The organism is Stappia sp. P2PMeth1 (assembly GCF_900185735.1).
Taxonomy (GTDB): domain Bacteria; phylum Pseudomonadota; class Alphaproteobacteria; order Rhizobiales; family Stappiaceae; genus Stappia.
On the sequence record NZ_FYAW01000002.1, the window covers coordinates 25475 to 42946 of the forward strand.

The window sequence follows — 17472 nt, forward strand, 5'->3', positions numbered from 1 at the left end:
CCGGCTCAGACCTTGGACGGGGGGACCGTGCTGCGCTCCCGCGACCGGTCGAGGCCGAGCTGGCGCTCGCGGAAGATGACGAAGACGCCGGCGCCGATGACGATGGCCGCGCCGCCGATGACCTCGAGCGTCGGAACTTCCGCGAAGACGATCCAGCCGACCAGCACGGTCCACAGCATCGTCGTGTATTCGAACGGCGCGATGGTCGAGGCGTCGGCATAGCGGTAGCTCTGGGTCAGCAGGATCTGCCCGACGCCTCCCGAAAGCCCGATCGCCACCAGCATCACCGCGTCGGTGGCATCCGGCATCACCCAGCCGAACGGCGCCGACATCAGCGCGAAGACCGAGGTCACGCCGGCGAACCAGACGACGATGGTCGAGGTGCGCTCGGTGCTGGTCAGCCGGCGCACGGTGATCATCGCCAGCGCCATGAAGATCGCGCTGGCAAAAGCCAGCATCGCCCCGAGCGAGGCTTCTTCCGTCGGCGCGGCGCCGGACAGATGCGGCGACAGGATGATGAGGATGCCGAGGAAGCCGACGGCGACGGCGCTCCAGCGATAGGCCCGGACCTTCTCCCGCAGGATCACGGCGGCCAGCGCCACCGTCATCAGCGGCGCCGAGAAGCCGATCGCCGTCGCATCGGGCAGCGGCAGCAGCGCCAGAGCCGCGAACCACAGCGACATGGCGGTTCCCCCCACCAGCGCGCGGCTGATATGGCCCCAGGGCCGCCGCGTCACGAAGGCGTCGCTCACCCTGCCCTGCCAGGCGATCACCAGCAGCACCGGCAACATGCCGAAGAAGGAGCGGGCGAAGATCACCTCGCCGACCGGATAGACGCCGTCGAGCAGCTTCACCATGGCGACCATGCCGGTGAAGACGAGCGCGGACGCCACCTTCAGCGCGATGCCGAGCCGGGGATTGTAGGCGTTGAGTTCGGCCGTTCCCGGCGACTGGCTGGCTGCGGGGGCAGCGCGCTCAAGGGACATTGCGGGTCAGGGTCCGCCCGTGAGACCGGCGGTGCGGACAGCCGGCAGGATGAAACATCCTCTATTTATAGGATGAATCGCGCAAGGCCGCCTGCGGGAAATGCAAGGCACCCTTGCGCGATACACATGACTTAGCTCAGCTATTCGCCGCCCGGAACGCCTCCCACACCCGCTGCGGCGTCGCCGGCATGTCGATATGGGCAAGGACGCCGCCGCGCCGCAGGGCATCGACGACCGCGTTCATCACCGCCGGGCCCGCGCCGATCGTGCCGGCCTCGCCCGCTCCCTTGATCCCCAGCGCATTGGTGGTGGAGGGAATGTTGTGGGTCTGGAAGCTGATGTCGGGAATGTCGGCCGCCCTCGGCATCTGGTAGTCGAGGAAGGAGGCCGTCAGCAACTGCCCGTCCTCGTCATAGACGGTGCTCTCCATCAGGGCCTGGCCGATGGCCTGGACGACACCGCCATGCACCTGGCCGGCCAGCAGCAGCGGGTTCACTGTGACGCCGAAGTCGTCGACGATCACATAGTTCAGCAAGGTGATGTCGCCGGTCTCCGGATCGACCTCCAGCTCGCAGACATGGGTGCCGTTGGGATAGGTCGCCTCCGCCTGCTTGACCTCCTCGCGCGCCCAAAGCTGCTCGGGCGCGGACGCGGCGATCTCGGCCAGCGTCACCGACCGGTCGGTGCCGACGACGCGGACCTCGCCGCCGACCAGTTCCAGGTCCGCCGCGCCGGCCTCCAGCCTGTCGGCGGCAAGATCCTTGATCTTCCTGACGAGGCTGCGCGAGGCCTCCAGCACGGACGGAAGGCCGATCGGGATCGAGCGCGAGCCGCCCGTGCCGCCGCCCTTGCGCACCCGGTCGGTATCGCCCTGGATCATGGTGATGCGGTCGAGATCGACGCCGAACTGCTCGGCGATGATCTGGCCATAGGCGGTGGCGTGCCCCTGGCCGTTGGTCTGGGTGCCGATCAGCAGCGTCAGCGAGCCGTCGCGGCCAAGCTCCACCGTCGCCTCCTCGGAGCCGGCGAAGGCGCAGGCCTCGATATAGGTCGCCATGCCGATGCCTCGATAGCGGCCGCGTGCGGCGGATTCCTCCGCCCGCGCCGCAAATCCCTGCCAGTCGGCCGCCGCCAGCGCCTGGTCCATGTGGACAGCGAAGTCGCCGGTGTCGTACATGCGCCCGGTCAGGGTCGTGTAGGGCATCTGCTCGGGGCGGATGAAGTTGCGCCGGCGCAGCTCCGCCGGCGACATGTCCATCTCCGCCGCCGCCTTGTCGACCAGCCGCTCCAGCAGATAGGCCGCCTCGGGACGCCCGGCGCCGCGATAGGCATCGGTCGGCGTGGTGTTGGTGAAGACGCCCTTGACCACGCCATACATCACCGGCACGTGGTAGAGGCCGGTCGCCATCGACAGGCCGAAGCTCGGGATCATCGGGCCGTACTGGTGCAGATAGGCGCCCATCGCCGCGACGATCTCCACCCTGAGCGCCAGGATGCGCCCGTCGGCGTCAAGCGCCACTTCCGCCGTGGAGAGATTGTCGCGCCCATGCGCGTCGGCGAGGAAGTGCTCGCTGCGCTCGCAGATCCACTTGACCGGCCGCCCCAGACGCTCCGCCGCGACGAGGCAGGCCGGATATTCCGGATAGACGAAGTTCTTGGTGCCGAAGCCGCCGCCGACATCCGGCGTGATGACGCGCAACCGCTCCCTCGGGATGCCGAGGATGTCGCCGGCGATGATCGCCTGCATGCTGTGGCCGCCCTGGGTCCCGGCGGTCAGCGTGTAGCGGCCGCTCGCCGCGTCGTATTCGCCGATGCAGCCGCGCGGCTCCATGTAGTTGCACACCAGTCGGTTGTTGACGATGTCGATCCGGGCCACATGATGCGCGGCCTCGAACGCCCGGTCGGTGGCCGCCGCATCGCCGGCGTCGTAGACGAACGCGAGATTGCTGCCGCTCTGCGGCCAGACCAGCGGCGCGCCGGGCGTCAAGGCGTCGCCCGTCTCGATCACCGCATCGAGCGGCTCATAGTCGACATCGATCAGTTCGGCCGCCGACTTGGCGTTGGCGAGCGTGTCGGCGACGACCAGCGCGATCGGCTCGCCGACATGGCGCACCGTGTCGGTGGCCAGAACCGGGCGCGGCGGCACCGCATGGCGGGTGCCGTCCGACTGGGTCATCACCGTCTTGGTCGGCATCGGGCCGAGATCGGGAATGTCGGCCGCCGTCATCACCATGGCAACGCCGGGGGCGGTCCGTGCCGGCTCCAGATCGCCGAGGGCGATGCGGGCATGGGCGACGGACGAGCGCAGCACATAGGCCCGCAAGGCCCCCTCCGGCTGCACATCGTCGGTGTAGCGCCCCCGGCCCGTGACCAGCGCGTCGTCTTCCTTGCGGCGCACCGGTGCGCCGATGCCGAACTTGCCGTGCACCAATTCGTTCATTCGAGTGCCTCGTTGCTGACAGCGGGACAGGGTCCCGAGATCGCTGCGATGATTGCGGAAACTGTTGCATGCGACATGTCGCATGCTGCGGAAGGGTCAAGGCCGATCATGGCGGATACCGCGTCCCGGCGGGAGCGCCAGTGTGTGCAGGCGCGAAGCTTAGCGGCAAAACCGCGTTCCCGCCAAGGGGGAGCGGAACACCGGCCGGGCCCTTTCGCGAATGCGGACAATGGGACTATGCTCAACCTCTCACCTTCTTGCGGCGGCGCTCGTCGCCTGCCCGCCCACGGATAGCCCGATGCCCCAACCTTCCGAGCACACGCCCCCGGACCCTCCCGATTCCGCGGACAGGCGCAGCCTCGCCCAGCGCTACCGCGACACCGGCGACAGGCTGTCCCTGTTGCCCGCCAACATCCGCGGCATCCTGTGGATGCTGCTGGCCGGCATCTTCTTCACCGCCATGGTGACGCTGATCAAGCTGCTGGGCGCGCGGCTGCATGTCGCCGAGATCATCCTGATCCGCCAGATCATCATGACGCTCATCGTCGCCCCGGTGATCCTTTCCGGCCTGCCCGGATCGCTGAAGACGCAGCGCCCCGGCCTGCATGTGATCCGCGTCGGCTGCGCCTCGGTGGCGATGCTGGCCGGCTTCACCGCGATCATTCACCTGCCGCTCGCCGACGCCACCGCCATCGCCTTTTCCAAGACCTTCTTCCTGACGATCTTCGCCATCCTGTTCCTCGGCGAGACGGTCGGGCGGCACCGCTGGGCGGCCACCATCATCGGCTTTGTCGGGGTGGTGGTGATTCTGCAGCCGGGCGGCGACACCGGCTTCAGCATCTATGCGGCGATGGCGGTGCTGGGCGCGGCCTCGGCCGCCGTCGTGATGATCATCATCCGCAAGCTGTCGCAGGTCGAGCGACCGGTGACCATCCTCACCTATCAGGCCTTCTTCGTCGGCCTGATCATGCTGCCGATCGCCCTCTACAACTGGCGCACGCCGACGCTGGAGGAATGGGGGTTGCTGCTGCTGGTGGGCATCGCCTCCTGGGCCGGGCAGATGTGCAACATCCGCGCCTTCCGCGCCGGCGAAGCCTCGGCGCTTGCCGCGCTCGACTATGCCCGCCTGATCTATGCGACGATCATCGGCTTCCTGGTCTTCGGCGACCTGCCGGCGCCGGTCACCTATGCCGGTGCGTCGCTGATCGTCGCCGGTGCGCTCTATACGGTCTGGCGGGAAAACCGGCTCGGCCGCCAGGTCACCGCGCGTGTCGGCGTGCGGGCCGATCCGCCCTGACCTTGCAGCAAGGGCTCACGCGCCACGAGTTCAGGTACCACGAGTTCAGGCACCGTTGAAATGCGGCGTCCAGATCCCGTCGATCCGGTAGCCGCCGAGCGTTTCGGCCATCTGCGCGAAGGCCGGCGTCCTGCTGAAGGCAATCAGCGCCTGGAACGGCGGCTCGAACCAGTCCCGCCGCGACACCAGCACGTCGAACCGCTCCTCGCAGACGGGCACGAAATCGAGCCGGAACTGCCGGGCAGAAGCGGCAAGGCCGAAGGCCGCATCCGCCCGCCCGTCGAGCACGGCAAGCGCCGCCTCGCGCTCGTCGCGGGCCATCGGCCCGCCCTCGGGCAGCGCGATGCCGGCTTGCGAAAGCAGCCGCTCCATCAGGTGCTGGCTGCCCGCCTGCGGCTGGCGCCGCACCACGCGCCTGCCGGCAAGATCGGCAATGGCGGCGATGCCGAGCGGATTGCCCGGCGCGACGATGATGCCGCGGTTCCGCCAGGCCCATTCGGCAAGGACCACCGGGCGGAAGCGGAAGCGCCGCGCGACAAGGTCGGTGTTCCAGCCCTCGTCCTGGACCATATGAAGGCCGGCCGCGATCCCCTCCAGATGGTCGAACCGGTCGAGCCCGTCGAGGCTGCCGTCGAAAAAGGCGGCGAGCCCCGAGCCCGATTCGCGCAGCGCCCATTCCAGCAGGGGATCATGGCTGCCCAGCAGCACGGCCGGCCGGACGCCGTCGCCCGCCGGCGCCTCGCTGGCATTCTCGATCCAGGCAAGCACCACTTCGCGCGGGAACAGCAGCTTGCCGGTGGCGCGGCTGTGCGGAATTTCCCCCGCCGCCGCCAGATCGTAGATCTTGCGCTCCTTCACCCGGAGCAGGTCGGCCATTTCCCGTGTGGTCAGGTAGGTCGGCAGGTCGGCCGTCATTGTGCCAGGGCCCCGTAGCGATTGGCGGAAAGGATCGCGGCCGACAATGCCAACTCGGCCGGCGCGCATCAAGCGCCGGCCGTCACCGTCGCCATCTCCGGGCCGGGGCCGGGGCCGCGCCTCAGCCGCCCTCCGCCTTGGCGCGCTTGGCCGCTTCCTCTTCCACCAGTTCCTTCTTGGACAGCTTGCCGACCATCGTCTTGGGCAGGGCGTCGCGGAATTCGATCTCATGCGGCAATTCGATGGGCGACAGATGCTCCTTCAGGAAGCTGCGCAGATCCACCGCCGACAGCTCCTCGCCGGAGCGGAGCTTGACGAAGGCCTTCGGCGCCTGGCCGCGATAGGGGTCAGGAATCGCGATGACGATCGTCTCCTCCACGGCGGGATGCTGGTAGATCGCCTCCTCGATCATCCGCGGATAGACGTTGTAGCCCGAGCACAGGATGAGGTCCTTGATGCGGTCGACCAGATAGACGAAACCGTCCGGGTCGCGATAGCCGACATCGCCCGTATGCAGGGCGCCGTTCTCGATCGTGCGCGCCGTCTCCTCCGGCCGGTTGTAATAGCCGGCCATCACCTGCGGCCCGCGCACCACTAACTCGCCCTTCTCGCCTTCGGCAACGCGTTCCGACGGATTTTCCAGGCTGCGGAACTCCAGCACCGTGCCCGGAATCGCCACCCCGATCGAGCCGGCGCGCCGGTTCTCGTTGAGCGGGTTGGCCGCAACCACGGGCGAGGCCTCGGTCAGACCGTAGCCTTCGACCAGGATGCAGCCGGTCAGTCCCTCGAACTGGGTCTTCACCTCCACCGGCAGCGGCGCACCGCCCGAGATGCACAGGCGGATCGAGGTCAGGTCGTAGTTCGGCGTCATCTGCGAATTGTTGATCGCGGTGTAGATCGTCGGAACGCCCGGAAACAGCGTGATCTTCTTCCGCCGGACGGTTTCGAGCAGCATCTTCAGCTCGAAGCGCGGCATCAGAACCATCTCGGCCGCCAGCACCACGGACAGGTTCTGCGCCACCGTCATCGCGAAGACATGGAAGAACGGCAGGACGCAGAGCATCCTCTCCTCGCCGACCTTTGCGTTGCAGAAGAGCGACCGCATCTGCTCGATATTGGCGGCAAGGTTGGTATGCGTCAGCATCGCGCCCTTGGGAACGCCGGTGGTGCCGCCGGTATATTGCAGGACGGCGATGTCGGTGTCGGGCTTGATGTCGGCAACGCGCGGGCTGGCCCCGTGACCGATCACCTCCGCGAACCGGGGATGCGCGGCGTCCTGCGGAATGCGGGCGCGGTCCCGGCCCTTGAACAGCGTGAACAGCAGCTTCTTGGGCTGCGGCAGGATATCGGCCATCGGGCAGACGATGATGCGGTCGAGCGAGCCCTCGCGCCGCACCGCCTCGACCTTGTCATAGATGACCTTGAGGTCCATCGTCACCATGATGCGCGTGCCGCTGTCCCGCGCCTGGAAGGACAGTTCGCGCTCCACATAGAGCGGATTGAAGTTGACGACGATGCCGCCGATCTTGAGCACGGCGAAATAGAAGATCGTGTAATAGGGCGTGTTGGGCAGGCACAGGCCCACCTTGTCGCCCTTGACGATGCCCATCGCCTGCAGCCCCGTCGCCGCCCGGTCGGACAGCGCGGAAATCTCGCCATAGGTCCAGCCCTTGCCGAGGAAATCCATGGCGGGCTTGCGGCCATGTTCCCTGGCGGCCGTATCGAGATAGGTGTGGATCGGCTGCGGACGAAAAGCGGCAAGCCAAACCTGCGGTTCGCTCACGATGGTTCCTCCCGGACCCGGCACGTTGTCCCGTGCCCCTGTTGTGTCATGGCCCTTTGTCTCAAGGCGCCGATGTGTGACGGCCCTTGGTGCCATGGCCGTGTCCTCTCGCGGCTCCGCCTCCCGCACGGATCCGCGGCCGGCTCACCCGGCTAGCTCAACATGGCCAAAGCTTCCCTTTACGTCAACGTTAAATGTGCCCGCCGAGCGAGTGGGCAGTCTATCATGCCGCCGCTGCTCTCGATATGGCGGGCATGGCGCCCCGCTCACGCCAGCAGCGCGAACCGGTCCACGTCGAACATCCCCCGGTCGGTGATCTTCAGGTGCGGAATGACCGGCAGCGGCAGGAAGGCCACCTGCAGGAACGGCTCCGGCAGGGTGCAGCCCAGCGCCCGGGCGGCGATCCGCAGCGAGCCCAGCGCGTGACGCACCTCCTCGAAGGCGGCAAGGCTCATCAAGCCGGCGACCGGCAGGGCCAGTTCCGCCATCACCGTCTCGCCCTTCGCCACCACGAAACCGCCCTGCAGCTCGGCGATCCGGTTGACCGCCGTTGCAATCGACAGATCGTCGCAGCCGACGACGCAGATGTTGTGGCTGTCATGGCCGACGGAGGAGGCGATCGCCCCGCCCTGGAGGCCGAAGCCGGAGACGAAGCCCCGGCCGATATTGCCGTTCCTGCCGTGCCGCTCCACCACCGCGACCTTGGCGACATCGGACACCGGATCGGCCTCTAACCCGCCCTCGCCCGCCGGCAGGCTGCGCGACAGATGCTCGGTGATGATCCGGCCCGGCACCACGCCGATGACGGCGGTCTCGTTCTCGCCGGAGGCGGCGATCCTGAAATCCGCCGCTGTTACCGGCCGCTGCAGGCGGACGCTGTCGAGCCCGACCGGCTGCAGCGACGCGCGCGCGGCGAAGGCTACCTCGTCGACCGGCCGCCCGCCGGCGATCACCGAATGAACCCGGCAGTCTTCCAGATCGTCGAGCAGCACGAGATCGGCGCGCCAGCCCGGCGCCACCTGGCCCCGGTCGCGCAAGCCGAAGGCCACCGCCGCCGACCAGCTCGCCGCCCGATAGGCATCGCAGGGCCGGGCGCCGCGGGCGATCAGCCGCCGGATCATGCTGTCGAGATGACCTTCCTCGGCGATATCGAGCGGGTTGCGGTCGTCGGTGCACAGGCAGACGAAGGAGGAGGTGTCCGGCGTCAGGATCTCGGCCAGCGCCTCCAGATCCTTCGACACCGAGCCTTCCCGGATCAGGATGGTCATGCCCTTGGCGAGCTTCTCGCGTGCTTCGGCCGCCGTGGTTGCCTCGTGGTCGGTGCGGATGCGCGCGGCGAGATAGCCGTTGAGATCGAGGCCCGACAGCAGCGGCGCGTGCCCGTCGATATGGCCGTCCTGGAACGCCGCCAGCTTGGCGATCGCGCCGGGATCGCCGGCGACCACGCCGGGAAAATTCATGAATTCGGCAAGGCCGATGACCTTGGGATGGGCGCGGAACGGCTCGAGATCCTCGATCTCCAGCCGCGCGCCGGCGGTCTCGAAGGCGGTCGCCGGCACGCAGGACGAGAGGTTGACCCTGAGGTCCATCAGCGTGCGCTCGGACGCATCGAGGAAATAGCGAAGGCCGGCAGCGCCGAGCACATTGGCGATCTCGTGCGGGTCGCAGATCGCCGTCGTCACCCCGTGCGGCAGCACGCAGCGGTCGAATTCCAGCGGCGTCACCAGCGACGATTCGACATGCAGATGGGTGTCGATGAAGCCCGGCACGACGATGCGGCCGGCCCCGTCGATTTCGCGTTTCCCGCGATAACGTCCATGCGTTCCGACGATCCGCTCGCCGACAATCGCCACATCCGTGTCCGTCAGCGATCCGTCGAGGATGGAGAACAGCCGAACGTTGCGCACGACCAGATCGGCCGGGATCTCCCCCCGCCCGGCGGCGATCGCCCGCTCCAGAAAGCTGCGTGTTTCCATCGTGTTCGGCATGTTCTGCTCCCTGGCGTGCGATCCCTGCACCCTGCCTCGCATTCAAGCATGGCACAAGCGCGGCAGGGCGCGCCAGCACCACCCGACGTTGCGGATTCCGCGATGCAGCACGGAAAGCGGATTGACAAGGTCCCCGTTCCGATAATTAATAAATCAACTGAAAGAAATAAAACCGCATGACGATCCGCCCGGCAGAGGCGGAGGCGGATCAGGGGAGGACAGTCGAGGTGGCCAGGCGCCCGCTTGTCGGACAGGGATCGAATTCCGTTCAGTTGCGCCGCTACAACGAGCGCATCGTGCTGCAGGTGCTGCGCCGGGTCGGCGAGGCGTCCAAGGCCGATCTCGCGCGCCTTGCCCAGCTCACCAACGCCGCCATCGGCGGCATCATCCAGGACCTGACGACCAGCGGGCTGATCGAGACCCTGGGCAAGCGGCACGACGGCGGCCGCGGCCAGCCGGCGACGATGCTGCGCCTGGCGGCGACGGGGGCCTATGGCTTCGGCGTGCGCATCGACCGGACCTCGATCGAGACGGTGCTGGCGGACTTTTCCGGCCGCATCATCGGCCGCCAGTCGCATGACCGCTTCCTGCCCGAACCCGAGCGGGTGGTCGACATCGTCGCCCGCGACATCGCCAGCCTGCTGCGTCTCGTCTCGCCGGAAGAGCATGCGCGCATCGCCGGGGTCGGCGTCGCCATGCCGTTCAACCTCGGCTCCTGGCTGCATGAACTCGGCCTGCCGAGGGCGAACTTCCATCTGTGGGACGACATCGACTTCAAGCAACTCCTGCAGGACGCCATCGACTTCCCGGTCTTCTCCGAAAACGACGGCACCGCCGCCGCCATCGCCGAGCTGTTTTCCGGGGCCGGCCGACACGCCGACGATTTCCTCTACCTCTTCCTCGGCCCCGCCATCGGCGGCGGCGTCGTCTATGGCGGCGACTGCGTCAAGGGCGTGCGGGGCAATGCCGGCGACGTCGCGATGATCCCGGTGCCGCGCAGCCGCCTCGCCTCCGCCCCGGCGCCGCGCGGCGAGATGGACATCCTGCTGACCCGCGCCTCGCTCTCGGCGCTGAAGCGCCACCTTGCCCATCACGGCATCCTCGCCGAAACGCGGGACGATCTCGAGCGGGCCGTGGAAAGCAACCACCCGGCGGTCGAGGAATGGCTTGCCGACTGTGTCGCCGCGCTGACGCCGGCGATCTGGTCGGCGATCTCGCTGATCGACGTGCCGCTCGTCGTCATCGACTTCGACATCGACGGCGGCCTGCCGCAGCGGCTGATCGACGAGTTGACCCGCGCGCTGGCGCTGGCCGCGCCGCAGTCGCGCGTGCCGCCGCGCCTGCAGCGCGGCTCCTTCGGCCAGGACGCGGGCGCCGCCGGCGCCGCCAACCTGCCGATCTTCTTCAACTATTCGCCCCGCACCGCGATCCTGACCGCGAACGAGGGCAAACAGGGTGCCGCCGATGCCGCCGCGCGCAAGGCGCGAAAGGACATCGAGCCCGCACAGGATGGCCGTCCGGCATGAGGAGCCGGGCGGTCCGCGACGCGATCGCAAAACCAACTGGGAGGAACTGACCATGCTTAGGAAACTGATGCTCGCCGGCACCGTGCTCGGCATCGCCGCCGCCACTCCGGCGCTCGGCGCCGACATCACGGCCTGCCTCGTCACCAAGACGGACACCAATCCGTTCTTCGTCAAGATGAAGGAAGGCGCCACCGCCAAGGCGGCCGAACTCGGCATCCAGCTCAAGTCCTATGCCGGCAAGATCGACGGCGACCACGAGAGCCAGGTCGCCGCCATCGAGACCTGCATCGCCGACGGCGCCAAGGGCATCCTGATCACCGCCTCCGACACCAAGGCCATCGTCGACAGCGTCAGGCAGGCGCGCGATGCCGGCATTCTCGTCATCGCCCTCGACACGCCGCTGGAGCCCACCGACGCGGCCGATGCGACCTTCGCCACCGACAATTTCAAGGCCGGCGAACTGATCGGCCAGTGGGCCCTCGCCACCCTCGGCGATGCGGCGGCGGATGCCAAGATCGCCATGCTCGACCTCGCCGTCAGCCAGCCCTCCGTCGACGTGCTGCGCAACCAGGGCTTCCTGACCGGCTTCGGCATCGACGTAAAGGACCCGAACCGCTGGGGCGACGAGGACGATCCGCGTATCGTCGGCAACGACGTGACCGCCGGCAACGAGGAAGGCGGCCGCCGCGCCATGGAGAACCTTCTGACCAAGGATCCGATGATCAACGTCGTCTACACGATCAACGAACCGGCCGCCGCCGGTGCCTATGAGGCGCTGAAGGCGATGGGCCGCGAGAAGGACGTGCTGATCGTCTCCGTCGACGGCGGCTGCCCGGGCGTCAAGAATGTCGTCGACGGGGTCATCGGCGCCACCTCGCAGCAATATCCGCTGCTGATGGCCTCGCTCGGCATCGAGGCGATCAAGACCTTCGCCGACACCGGCGCCAAGCCGGAGCCGACGCCGGGCAAGACCTTCTTCGACACGGGCGTGGCACTCGTCACCGACCGGCCGGCGGAGGGCGTACCCTCCATCGACACCAAGGAAGGTCTGGACAAGTGCTGGGGCTGATGCCCGGCACCAGATACTGAGGAAAGCTCCGCGCGGGACGGCACCCGCCCCGCGCGGACGATCCGCCGGCACCCCTCGCCGGCACGGCCGTCCAGGCAAGGTTGCGGGGCCGGGCAAGGTTGCGGGGCCGGGTAAGGTTGCGGGGGAGGAGACCCAATGAGCGACGCACAGACATCCGCGAAAGACGACTTCGAGAAAGGCCTTGCCGGGAGTTCGACGCAGGTCGCCGCCTTCGCGCGCGCCGACCGGCCGCTGATCGACCGCATCCAGCACCGCCTGCACGCCCGGCCGGAATTCGTGCCGCTGATCGTGCTGCTGCTGTCGCTGGTGGTCTTCGGCATCCTGCTCGGCTCGAAATTCTTCTCGCCCTTCACCCTGACCCTGATCCTGCAGCAGGTCGCCATTGTCGGCATCGTCGGCTGCGCCCAGTCGCTGGTGATCCTCACCGCCGGCATCGATCTTTCGGTCGGCGCGATCATGGTCCTGTCGTCGGTGGTGATGGGCCAGTTCACCTTCCGCTACGGGCTTCCGGCCGAGATCGCGGTGCTGTGCGGCCTCGCCTGCGGCGCCTTGTGCGGCTTCATCAACGGCGCCCTTGTCGCCTGGATGCGCCTGCCGCCCTTCATCGTCACGCTCGGCATGTGGCAGATCGTGCTGGCAACCAACTTCCTGTATTCGGCCAACGAGACGATCCGCAGCCAGGACATCGAGGCAAATGCGCCGATCCTCCAGTTCTTCGGCGAGAAGTTCACCATCGGCGGCGCCGTCTTCACCTATGGCGTGATCGCCATGCTGGTGCTGGTTCTGGTGCTGAACTACGTGCTCAACCACACCGCCTGGGGACGGCATGTCTATGCGATAGGCGATGACCCGGACGCCGCCGAACTCGCCGGCGTGCGCGTCTCCCGCATCCGCATCTCGGTCTATACGCTCGCCGGTCTGATCTGCGCGATTGCCGGCTGGGCGATGATCGGCCGGCTCGGCTCGGTCTCGCCGACCAGCGGCCAGTTCACCAACATCGAATCCATCACCGCCGTGGTGATCGGCGGCATCTCGCTGTTCGGCGGACGCGGCTCGATCCTCGGCATGCTGTTCGGCGCGCTCATCGTCGGCGTTTTCTCGCTCGGCCTGCGCCTGATCGGCACCGACCCGCAATGGACCTATCTGCTGATCGGCGTGCTGATCATCGCCGCCGTTGCCATCGACCAGTGGATCAGAAAGGTTGCAGCATGACCCGCGAACCGATCCTCACCGCCCGCGGCCTCGTCAAGCGCTATGGCCGCGTCGTCGCCCTCGACCGGGCGGACTTCGACCTCTATCCCGGCGAGATCCTCGCCGTGATCGGCGACAACGGCGCCGGCAAGTCGACCCTGATCAAGGCGATCTCGGGCGCGGTCGTGCCGGACGAGGGCGAGATCCGGCTCGACGGACGGCCGGTCCAGTTCACCTCGCCGATGCAGGCGCGCGAGGCCGGCATCGAGACCGTCTACCAGAACCTCGCCCTGTCGCCGGCCCTGTCGATTGCCGACAATCTGTTCATGGGCCGCGAGCTGCGCCACCCCGGCTGGATGGGCAAATACCTGCGCAAGCTCGACCGCAAGGCGATGGAGAAGATCGCCCGCGAGAAGCTGTCCGAGCTCGGGCTGATGACCATCCAGAACATCAACCAGGCGGTGGAGACCCTGTCCGGCGGCCAGCGCCAGGGCGTCGCCGTGGCCCGCGCCGCCGCCTTCGGCTCCAAGGTGGTGATCATGGACGAGCCGACCGCCGCCCTCGGTGTCAAGGAAAGCCGCAAGGTCCTCGACCTGATCCGCGACGTGAAGGCGCGCGGCCTGCCTATCGTGCTGATTTCCCACAACATGCCGCATGTCTTCGAGGTCGCCGATCGCATCCATATCCATCGCCTCGGGCGTCGTGCCTGTGTCATAAGACCGAACGACTTCTCCATGTCGGACGCCGTCGCAATCATGACCGGCGCGATGGAACCGCCGCAGGCCGTGGCGGCCTGAGACCCCGGAGGCCCACCTGGATGCACCTGTTGCTGACCGCCGCCGTGCTGGCCGCCTCGCTCGCAGCGGCCTCGGCCGCCGAGATCGAGGCGCCCGGCCCGCAGGGACCGCTGCGCGGCCTCCTCGCGGGCCCGGCCGGGGCTGACGCTCCGGTGGTGCTGATGATCCCCGGCTCGGGCACCAGCGACCGCGACGGCAACCAGTTCCCCGGCATCCGCGCCGCGACGCTGCGGCTGCTGGCGGAGGGCCTTGCCGGCCGCGGCATCGCCTCCGCCCGCGTCGACAAGCGCGGGCTCAACCGCAGCAGCGAGGCCGTGAGCGACCCTGAAGACGTGACGCTAGCCGCCTATGCAGACGACGCCCATGCCTGGATCAAGGTCCTGCGCGCGAGAACCGGCGCGCCCTGCGTCTGGATCCTCGGCCATAGCGAGGGCGGCCTCGTGGCGCTGAAGGCGGCGAGCACCCGCCCCGAAGGCCTCTGCGGCCTGGTGCTGGCCGCGACCCCGGGCCGTCCGCTGGGCGCCCTGCTGCGCGAACAGTTCCGCGCGAACCTGCCCGAAAGCCCGCTGCGCCAGCCGACGCTGGACGCGCTCGAAGCCATCCTGTCAAAGCTGGAGGCCGGCCAACCGGCCGATCTTTCCAACGTCAACCCGCAGCTTGCCGGGATCTTTCGCCCCTCGGTGCAGCCCTATGTGATCGACCTGCTCGCCCACGATCCGGCGAAGATGATCGCCGCGACGGACCTGCCCGTCCTGATCCTGCAGGGCACGACCGACCTGCAGGTGACGATGGCGGACGCCGAGGCGCTCGCCGCCGCCCGCCCCGATGCGCGCCTCGTGCGCCTTAACGGCGTCAACCACATGTTCAAGTCGGCACCGGCCGAGCGGACAGCCAATCTCGAGGCTTACGCGAACCCCGACCTCCCCCTCGCCGACGGCGTCCTTGAGGCCATCGCCGGGATGGTTCTCGACGACCCCGGCACGACATCCCGAAGGAGCCCCGTTCAATGATCCTCGTCTGCGGCGAAGCGCTGTTCGACCTGTTCGCCGAGGACGGCGACGGCGGGACGCTGACCCTCGATGCCCGCATCGGCGGCTCGCCCTTCAACGTCGCCATCGGCCTTGCGCGGCTCGAAGTGCCGGTCGCCTATTTCGGCGGCCTGTCGCGCGACTTCTTCGGCCGCCGTCTCAAGGCGGCGCTGGAGCGGGAGGGCGTCGATACCTCCCTCGTCATCGACAGCGACGCGCTGACCACCCTCAGCGTCGTCGGTCTCGATGCCTCGGGCAGCCCGGCCTATTCCTTCTATGGCGAGGGCGCCGCCGACCGTCTCGTCACGCCGGGTGACCTGCCGGCGCTTGCGGAGGGCATCGACACGATCCATCTCGGCTCGTTCTCGGCGCTCGTGCCGCCGGTCGGCGACGCCCTGCTGCACCTGGTGCGGCGCGAACATGGCCGGCGCCTCGTCGCCTATGATCCGAACATCCGGCCCACGGTCGTTGCCGACCTTGCCGCCTGGCGCGGCCGGCTCGACGCGCTCTTGCCGAATGTCGACCTGTTGAAGATCAGCGCCGAGGACGCGCAGACGCTCTATCCGGGCACCGACCCGGCCGAGCTGGCGCGCGACTGGCTCGCCAGAGGCCCCGCCCTGGTCGTGGTGACGCGGGGACGCGAGGGCGCGAGCGCCTTCACCGCGACATCGACGGCAAGCGTGCCCGGCCGTCCCGTCACGGTCGCCGACACGGTCGGAGCCGGCGACACGTTCCAGGCGGCGCTGCTCGCGCGCCTTGGAGACACCGCCGCGCGCAGCCGCGCCGGGCTTTCGGGCCTTGGGGAAGACGCGCTCGCCGATCTTCTGGAGTATGCAGGCAGAGCCTCTGCCATTACCTGTACCCGGCGCGGAGCGGACCTCCCCCGCCGTGCCGAACTCGCCGCCTGAGGGCGAAACCGCACAAGTGAAAGGACCGCCATGGCCGCGCGCGTCATCGAAGTCGCCCCGTTTGACCTGATCGTTTTCGGAGCCACCGGCGATCTGGCCCACCGGAAACTGCTGCCCGCCCTCTATCACCGCGATCTCGACGGCCAGCTCCCGGACGACGCCCGCATCCTCGCCTGTTCGCGGCGCGAGATGTCGATCAGCGACTACCGCGAGTTCGCGCGGCAGGCGATCGACGAGCACGTTTCCGACGTCGAGCCCCACTCGCTGGCCCGCTTTCTCGACCGCCTGTTCTATATCGCGGCGGACGCCGCCGGGGACCGCGGCTGGCCGGACCTCGCCGCCGCCCTGTCCGGCCGCGAGGAGGTGGTGCGGGCCTTCTACCTCGCCGTCTCGCCGGACTTCTTCGAGCCGATCTGCGAGCGCATCGGCACCCACGGCCTTGCCACGGAACTTGCCCGCGTCGTCATCGAAAAGCCGATCGGCAAGGACGGCGCCTCCGCCCGCGAGGTCAATGCCTCCATCGGCGCGGTGTTCCGCGAGGACCAGATCTTCCGCATCGACCACTATCTCGGCAAGGAGACGGTGCAGAACCTGATGGCCCTGCGCTTCGCCAATGCGCTGTTCGAGCCGCTGTGGAACGCGGCGCATATCGACCATGTGCAGATCACCGTCGCCGAGGCGCTCGGCGTCGAGGGCCGCGCCGGCTATTACGACACCGCCGGCGCCATGCGCGACATGGTGCAGAACCACATTCTCCAGCTCCTCTGCCTCGTCGCCATGGAGCCGCCCGAGTCGATGGACGCGGATTCGGTGCGCGACGAGAAGCTGAAGGTGCTCAAGGCGCTGAAGCCGATGGATGCCGATCTCGCCGCCCGCGCCACGGTGCGCGGCCAATACCGCGCCGGCGCCTCGTCCGGCGGCGCCGTGCCCGGCTATCTGGAGGAGTTGAACGACCCGGCCTCGCAGACCGAGACCTTCGTCGCGGTGAAGGCGGAGATCGCCAACTGGCGCTGGGCCAACGTTCCCTTCTACCTGCGCACCGGCAAGCGCCTCGCCGCCCGCGTCTCGGAAATCGTCGTGCAGTTTCACCCGATCCCGCATTCGATCTTCGGCGAGGAGGCCGGCGCGATCTCTCCGAACCGGCTGGTCATCCGCCTGCAGCCGGACGAGGGCGTGCGCATGCAGGTGATGATCAAGGACCCCGGCCCCGGCGGCATGCGCCTGCGCCAGGTGCCGCTCGACATGTCCTTCGCCAAGGCCTTCGCCGTGCGCAATCCGGATGCCTATGAGCGGCTGATCATGGACGTCATCCGCGGCAACCAGACCCTGTTCATGCGCCGCGACGAGGTCGAGGCGGCCTGGGCCTGGGTCGATCCGATCCTGCAGGCCTGGTCGACCTTGAAGGAACCGCCGAAGGGCTACACGTCAGGGACATGGGGACCATCGGCCGCCATCGCCCTGATCGAGCGCGACGGCCGCACCTGGTTCGAGGACCTGATCTGAACGAACGACTTGCCGGGATG

At 68.3% G+C, this 17472-nt stretch carries 13 protein-coding genes; 8 read left to right on the forward strand and 5 right to left on the reverse strand.

Annotated features, from left to right (window positions below):
- Positions 1–5: 5 nt before the first annotated feature.
- Together P2PM1_RS00105 and P2PM1_RS00110 are read right to left on the reverse strand one after the other, a co-directional pair.
- Positions 6–986 (reverse strand): DMT family transporter, encoded by a 981-nt coding sequence (locus tag P2PM1_RS00105; RefSeq protein WP_186397754.1) that lies wholly within the window; start codon positions 984–986, stop codon positions 6–8.
- Between the two features lie 136 nt (positions 987–1122).
- Positions 1123–3426: a xanthine dehydrogenase family protein molybdopterin-binding subunit gene (locus tag P2PM1_RS00110; RefSeq protein ID WP_186397755.1), complete on the reverse strand. Its 2304-nt coding sequence runs from the start codon at positions 3424–3426 to the stop codon at positions 1123–1125.
- A 298-nt stretch (positions 3427–3724) separates the two neighbouring features.
- Here P2PM1_RS00110 and P2PM1_RS00115 point away from each other — a divergent pair, with 298 nt between their 5' ends.
- The gene (locus P2PM1_RS00115) at positions 3725–4723 is read left to right on the forward strand and encodes a DMT family transporter (RefSeq protein ID WP_186397756.1); all 999 of its coding nucleotides are present in this window, start codon (positions 3725–3727) and stop codon (positions 4721–4723) included.
- A 45-nt stretch (positions 4724–4768) separates the two neighbouring features.
- On the opposite strand, the gene P2PM1_RS00120 is transcribed toward P2PM1_RS00115, so the two are convergent.
- The 3 genes from P2PM1_RS00120 to ade form a co-directional block, all read right to left on the reverse strand.
- A complete protein-coding gene (locus tag P2PM1_RS00120) occupies positions 4769–5638 on the reverse strand; it encodes a helix-turn-helix transcriptional regulator (protein ID WP_186397757.1) in 870 nt (289 codons plus the stop codon).
- Positions 5639–5759: 121 nt separating this feature from the next.
- The gene (locus P2PM1_RS00125) at positions 5760–7325 is read right to left on the reverse strand and encodes a long-chain fatty acid--CoA ligase (protein ID WP_244301361.1); all 1566 of its coding nucleotides are present in this window, start codon (positions 7323–7325) and stop codon (positions 5760–5762) included.
- Positions 7326–7687: 362 nt separating this feature from the next.
- Entirely contained in the window at positions 7688–9409 is a 1722-nt protein-coding gene (gene ade, locus P2PM1_RS00130; RefSeq protein ID WP_186397759.1) for an adenine deaminase, read from the reverse strand.
- 227 nt (positions 9410–9636) lie between these two features.
- Here ade and P2PM1_RS00135 point away from each other — a divergent pair, with 227 nt between their 5' ends.
- The 7 genes from P2PM1_RS00135 (at position 9637) to zwf (ending at position 17452) form a co-directional block, all read left to right on the forward strand.
- Positions 9637–10935 (forward strand): ROK family transcriptional regulator, encoded by a 1299-nt coding sequence (locus P2PM1_RS00135; RefSeq protein ID WP_244301356.1) that lies wholly within the window; start codon positions 9637–9639, stop codon positions 10933–10935.
- A gap of 67 nt (positions 10936–11002) precedes the next feature.
- Positions 11003–12004 (forward strand): sugar ABC transporter substrate-binding protein, encoded by a 1002-nt coding sequence (locus tag P2PM1_RS00140; RefSeq protein ID WP_371636232.1) that lies wholly within the window; start codon positions 11003–11005, stop codon positions 12002–12004.
- A gap of 156 nt (positions 12005–12160) precedes the next feature.
- Complete coding sequence (locus P2PM1_RS00145; protein WP_186386183.1) at positions 12161–13237, forward strand: ABC transporter permease; 1077 nt, start codon at positions 12161–12163, stop codon at positions 13235–13237.
- Positions 13234–14013 carry an ATP-binding cassette domain-containing protein gene (locus P2PM1_RS00150; RefSeq protein ID WP_186386184.1) on the forward strand — a complete coding sequence of 260 codons (780 nt, stop codon included), beginning with the start codon at positions 13234–13236 and terminating at the stop codon, positions 14011–14013. Before P2PM1_RS00145 ends, P2PM1_RS00150 begins: the two co-directional genes overlap by 4 nt.
- A 20-nt stretch (positions 14014–14033) precedes the next feature.
- Positions 14034–15023: an alpha/beta hydrolase gene (locus P2PM1_RS00155; protein ID WP_186397762.1), complete on the forward strand. Its 990-nt coding sequence runs from the start codon at positions 14034–14036 to the stop codon at positions 15021–15023.
- Positions 15020–15949: a carbohydrate kinase gene (locus P2PM1_RS00160; RefSeq protein WP_186397763.1), complete on the forward strand. Its 930-nt coding sequence runs from the start codon at positions 15020–15022 to the stop codon at positions 15947–15949. Before P2PM1_RS00155 ends, P2PM1_RS00160 begins: the two co-directional genes overlap by 4 nt.
- 30 nt (positions 15950–15979) lie before the next feature.
- Positions 15980–17452 (forward strand): glucose-6-phosphate dehydrogenase, encoded by a 1473-nt coding sequence (gene zwf / locus P2PM1_RS00165; protein ID WP_186386187.1) that lies wholly within the window; start codon positions 15980–15982, stop codon positions 17450–17452.
- Positions 17453–17472: the final 20 nt, after the last annotated feature.

Excerpts from the sequence above, each read along its gene's own strand:
- P2PM1_RS00105 (WP_186397754.1), bottom strand. The coding sequence starts at position 986 with ATGTCCCTTGAGCGCGCTGCCCCCGCAGCCAGCCAGTCGCCGGGAACG.
- P2PM1_RS00110 (WP_186397755.1), bottom strand. The coding sequence starts at position 3,426 with ATGAACGAATTGGTGCACGGCAAGTTCGGCATCGGCGCACCGGTGCGC.
- P2PM1_RS00115 (WP_186397756.1), top strand. The coding sequence starts at position 3,725 with ATGCCCCAACCTTCCGAGCACACGCCCCCGGACCCTCCCGATTCCGCG.
- P2PM1_RS00120 (WP_186397757.1), bottom strand. The coding sequence starts at position 5,638 with ATGACGGCCGACCTGCCGACCTACCTGACCACACGGGAAATGGCCGAC.
- P2PM1_RS00125 (WP_244301361.1), bottom strand. The coding sequence starts at position 7,325 with ATGGATTTCCTCGGCAAGGGCTGGACCTATGGCGAGATTTCCGCGCTG.
- ade (WP_186397759.1), bottom strand. The coding sequence starts at position 9,409 with ATGCCGAACACGATGGAAACACGCAGCTTTCTGGAGCGGGCGATCGCC.
- P2PM1_RS00140 (WP_371636232.1), top strand. The coding sequence starts at position 11,003 with ATGCTCGCCGGCACCGTGCTCGGCATCGCCGCCGCCACTCCGGCGCTC.
- P2PM1_RS00145 (WP_186386183.1), top strand. The coding sequence starts at position 12,161 with ATGAGCGACGCACAGACATCCGCGAAAGACGACTTCGAGAAAGGCCTT.
- P2PM1_RS00150 (WP_186386184.1), top strand. The coding sequence starts at position 13,234 with ATGACCCGCGAACCGATCCTCACCGCCCGCGGCCTCGTCAAGCGCTAT.
- P2PM1_RS00155 (WP_186397762.1), top strand. The coding sequence starts at position 14,034 with ATGCACCTGTTGCTGACCGCCGCCGTGCTGGCCGCCTCGCTCGCAGCG.
- P2PM1_RS00160 (WP_186397763.1), top strand. The coding sequence starts at position 15,020 with ATGATCCTCGTCTGCGGCGAAGCGCTGTTCGACCTGTTCGCCGAGGAC.
- zwf (WP_186386187.1), top strand. The coding sequence starts at position 15,980 with ATGGCCGCGCGCGTCATCGAAGTCGCCCCGTTTGACCTGATCGTTTTC.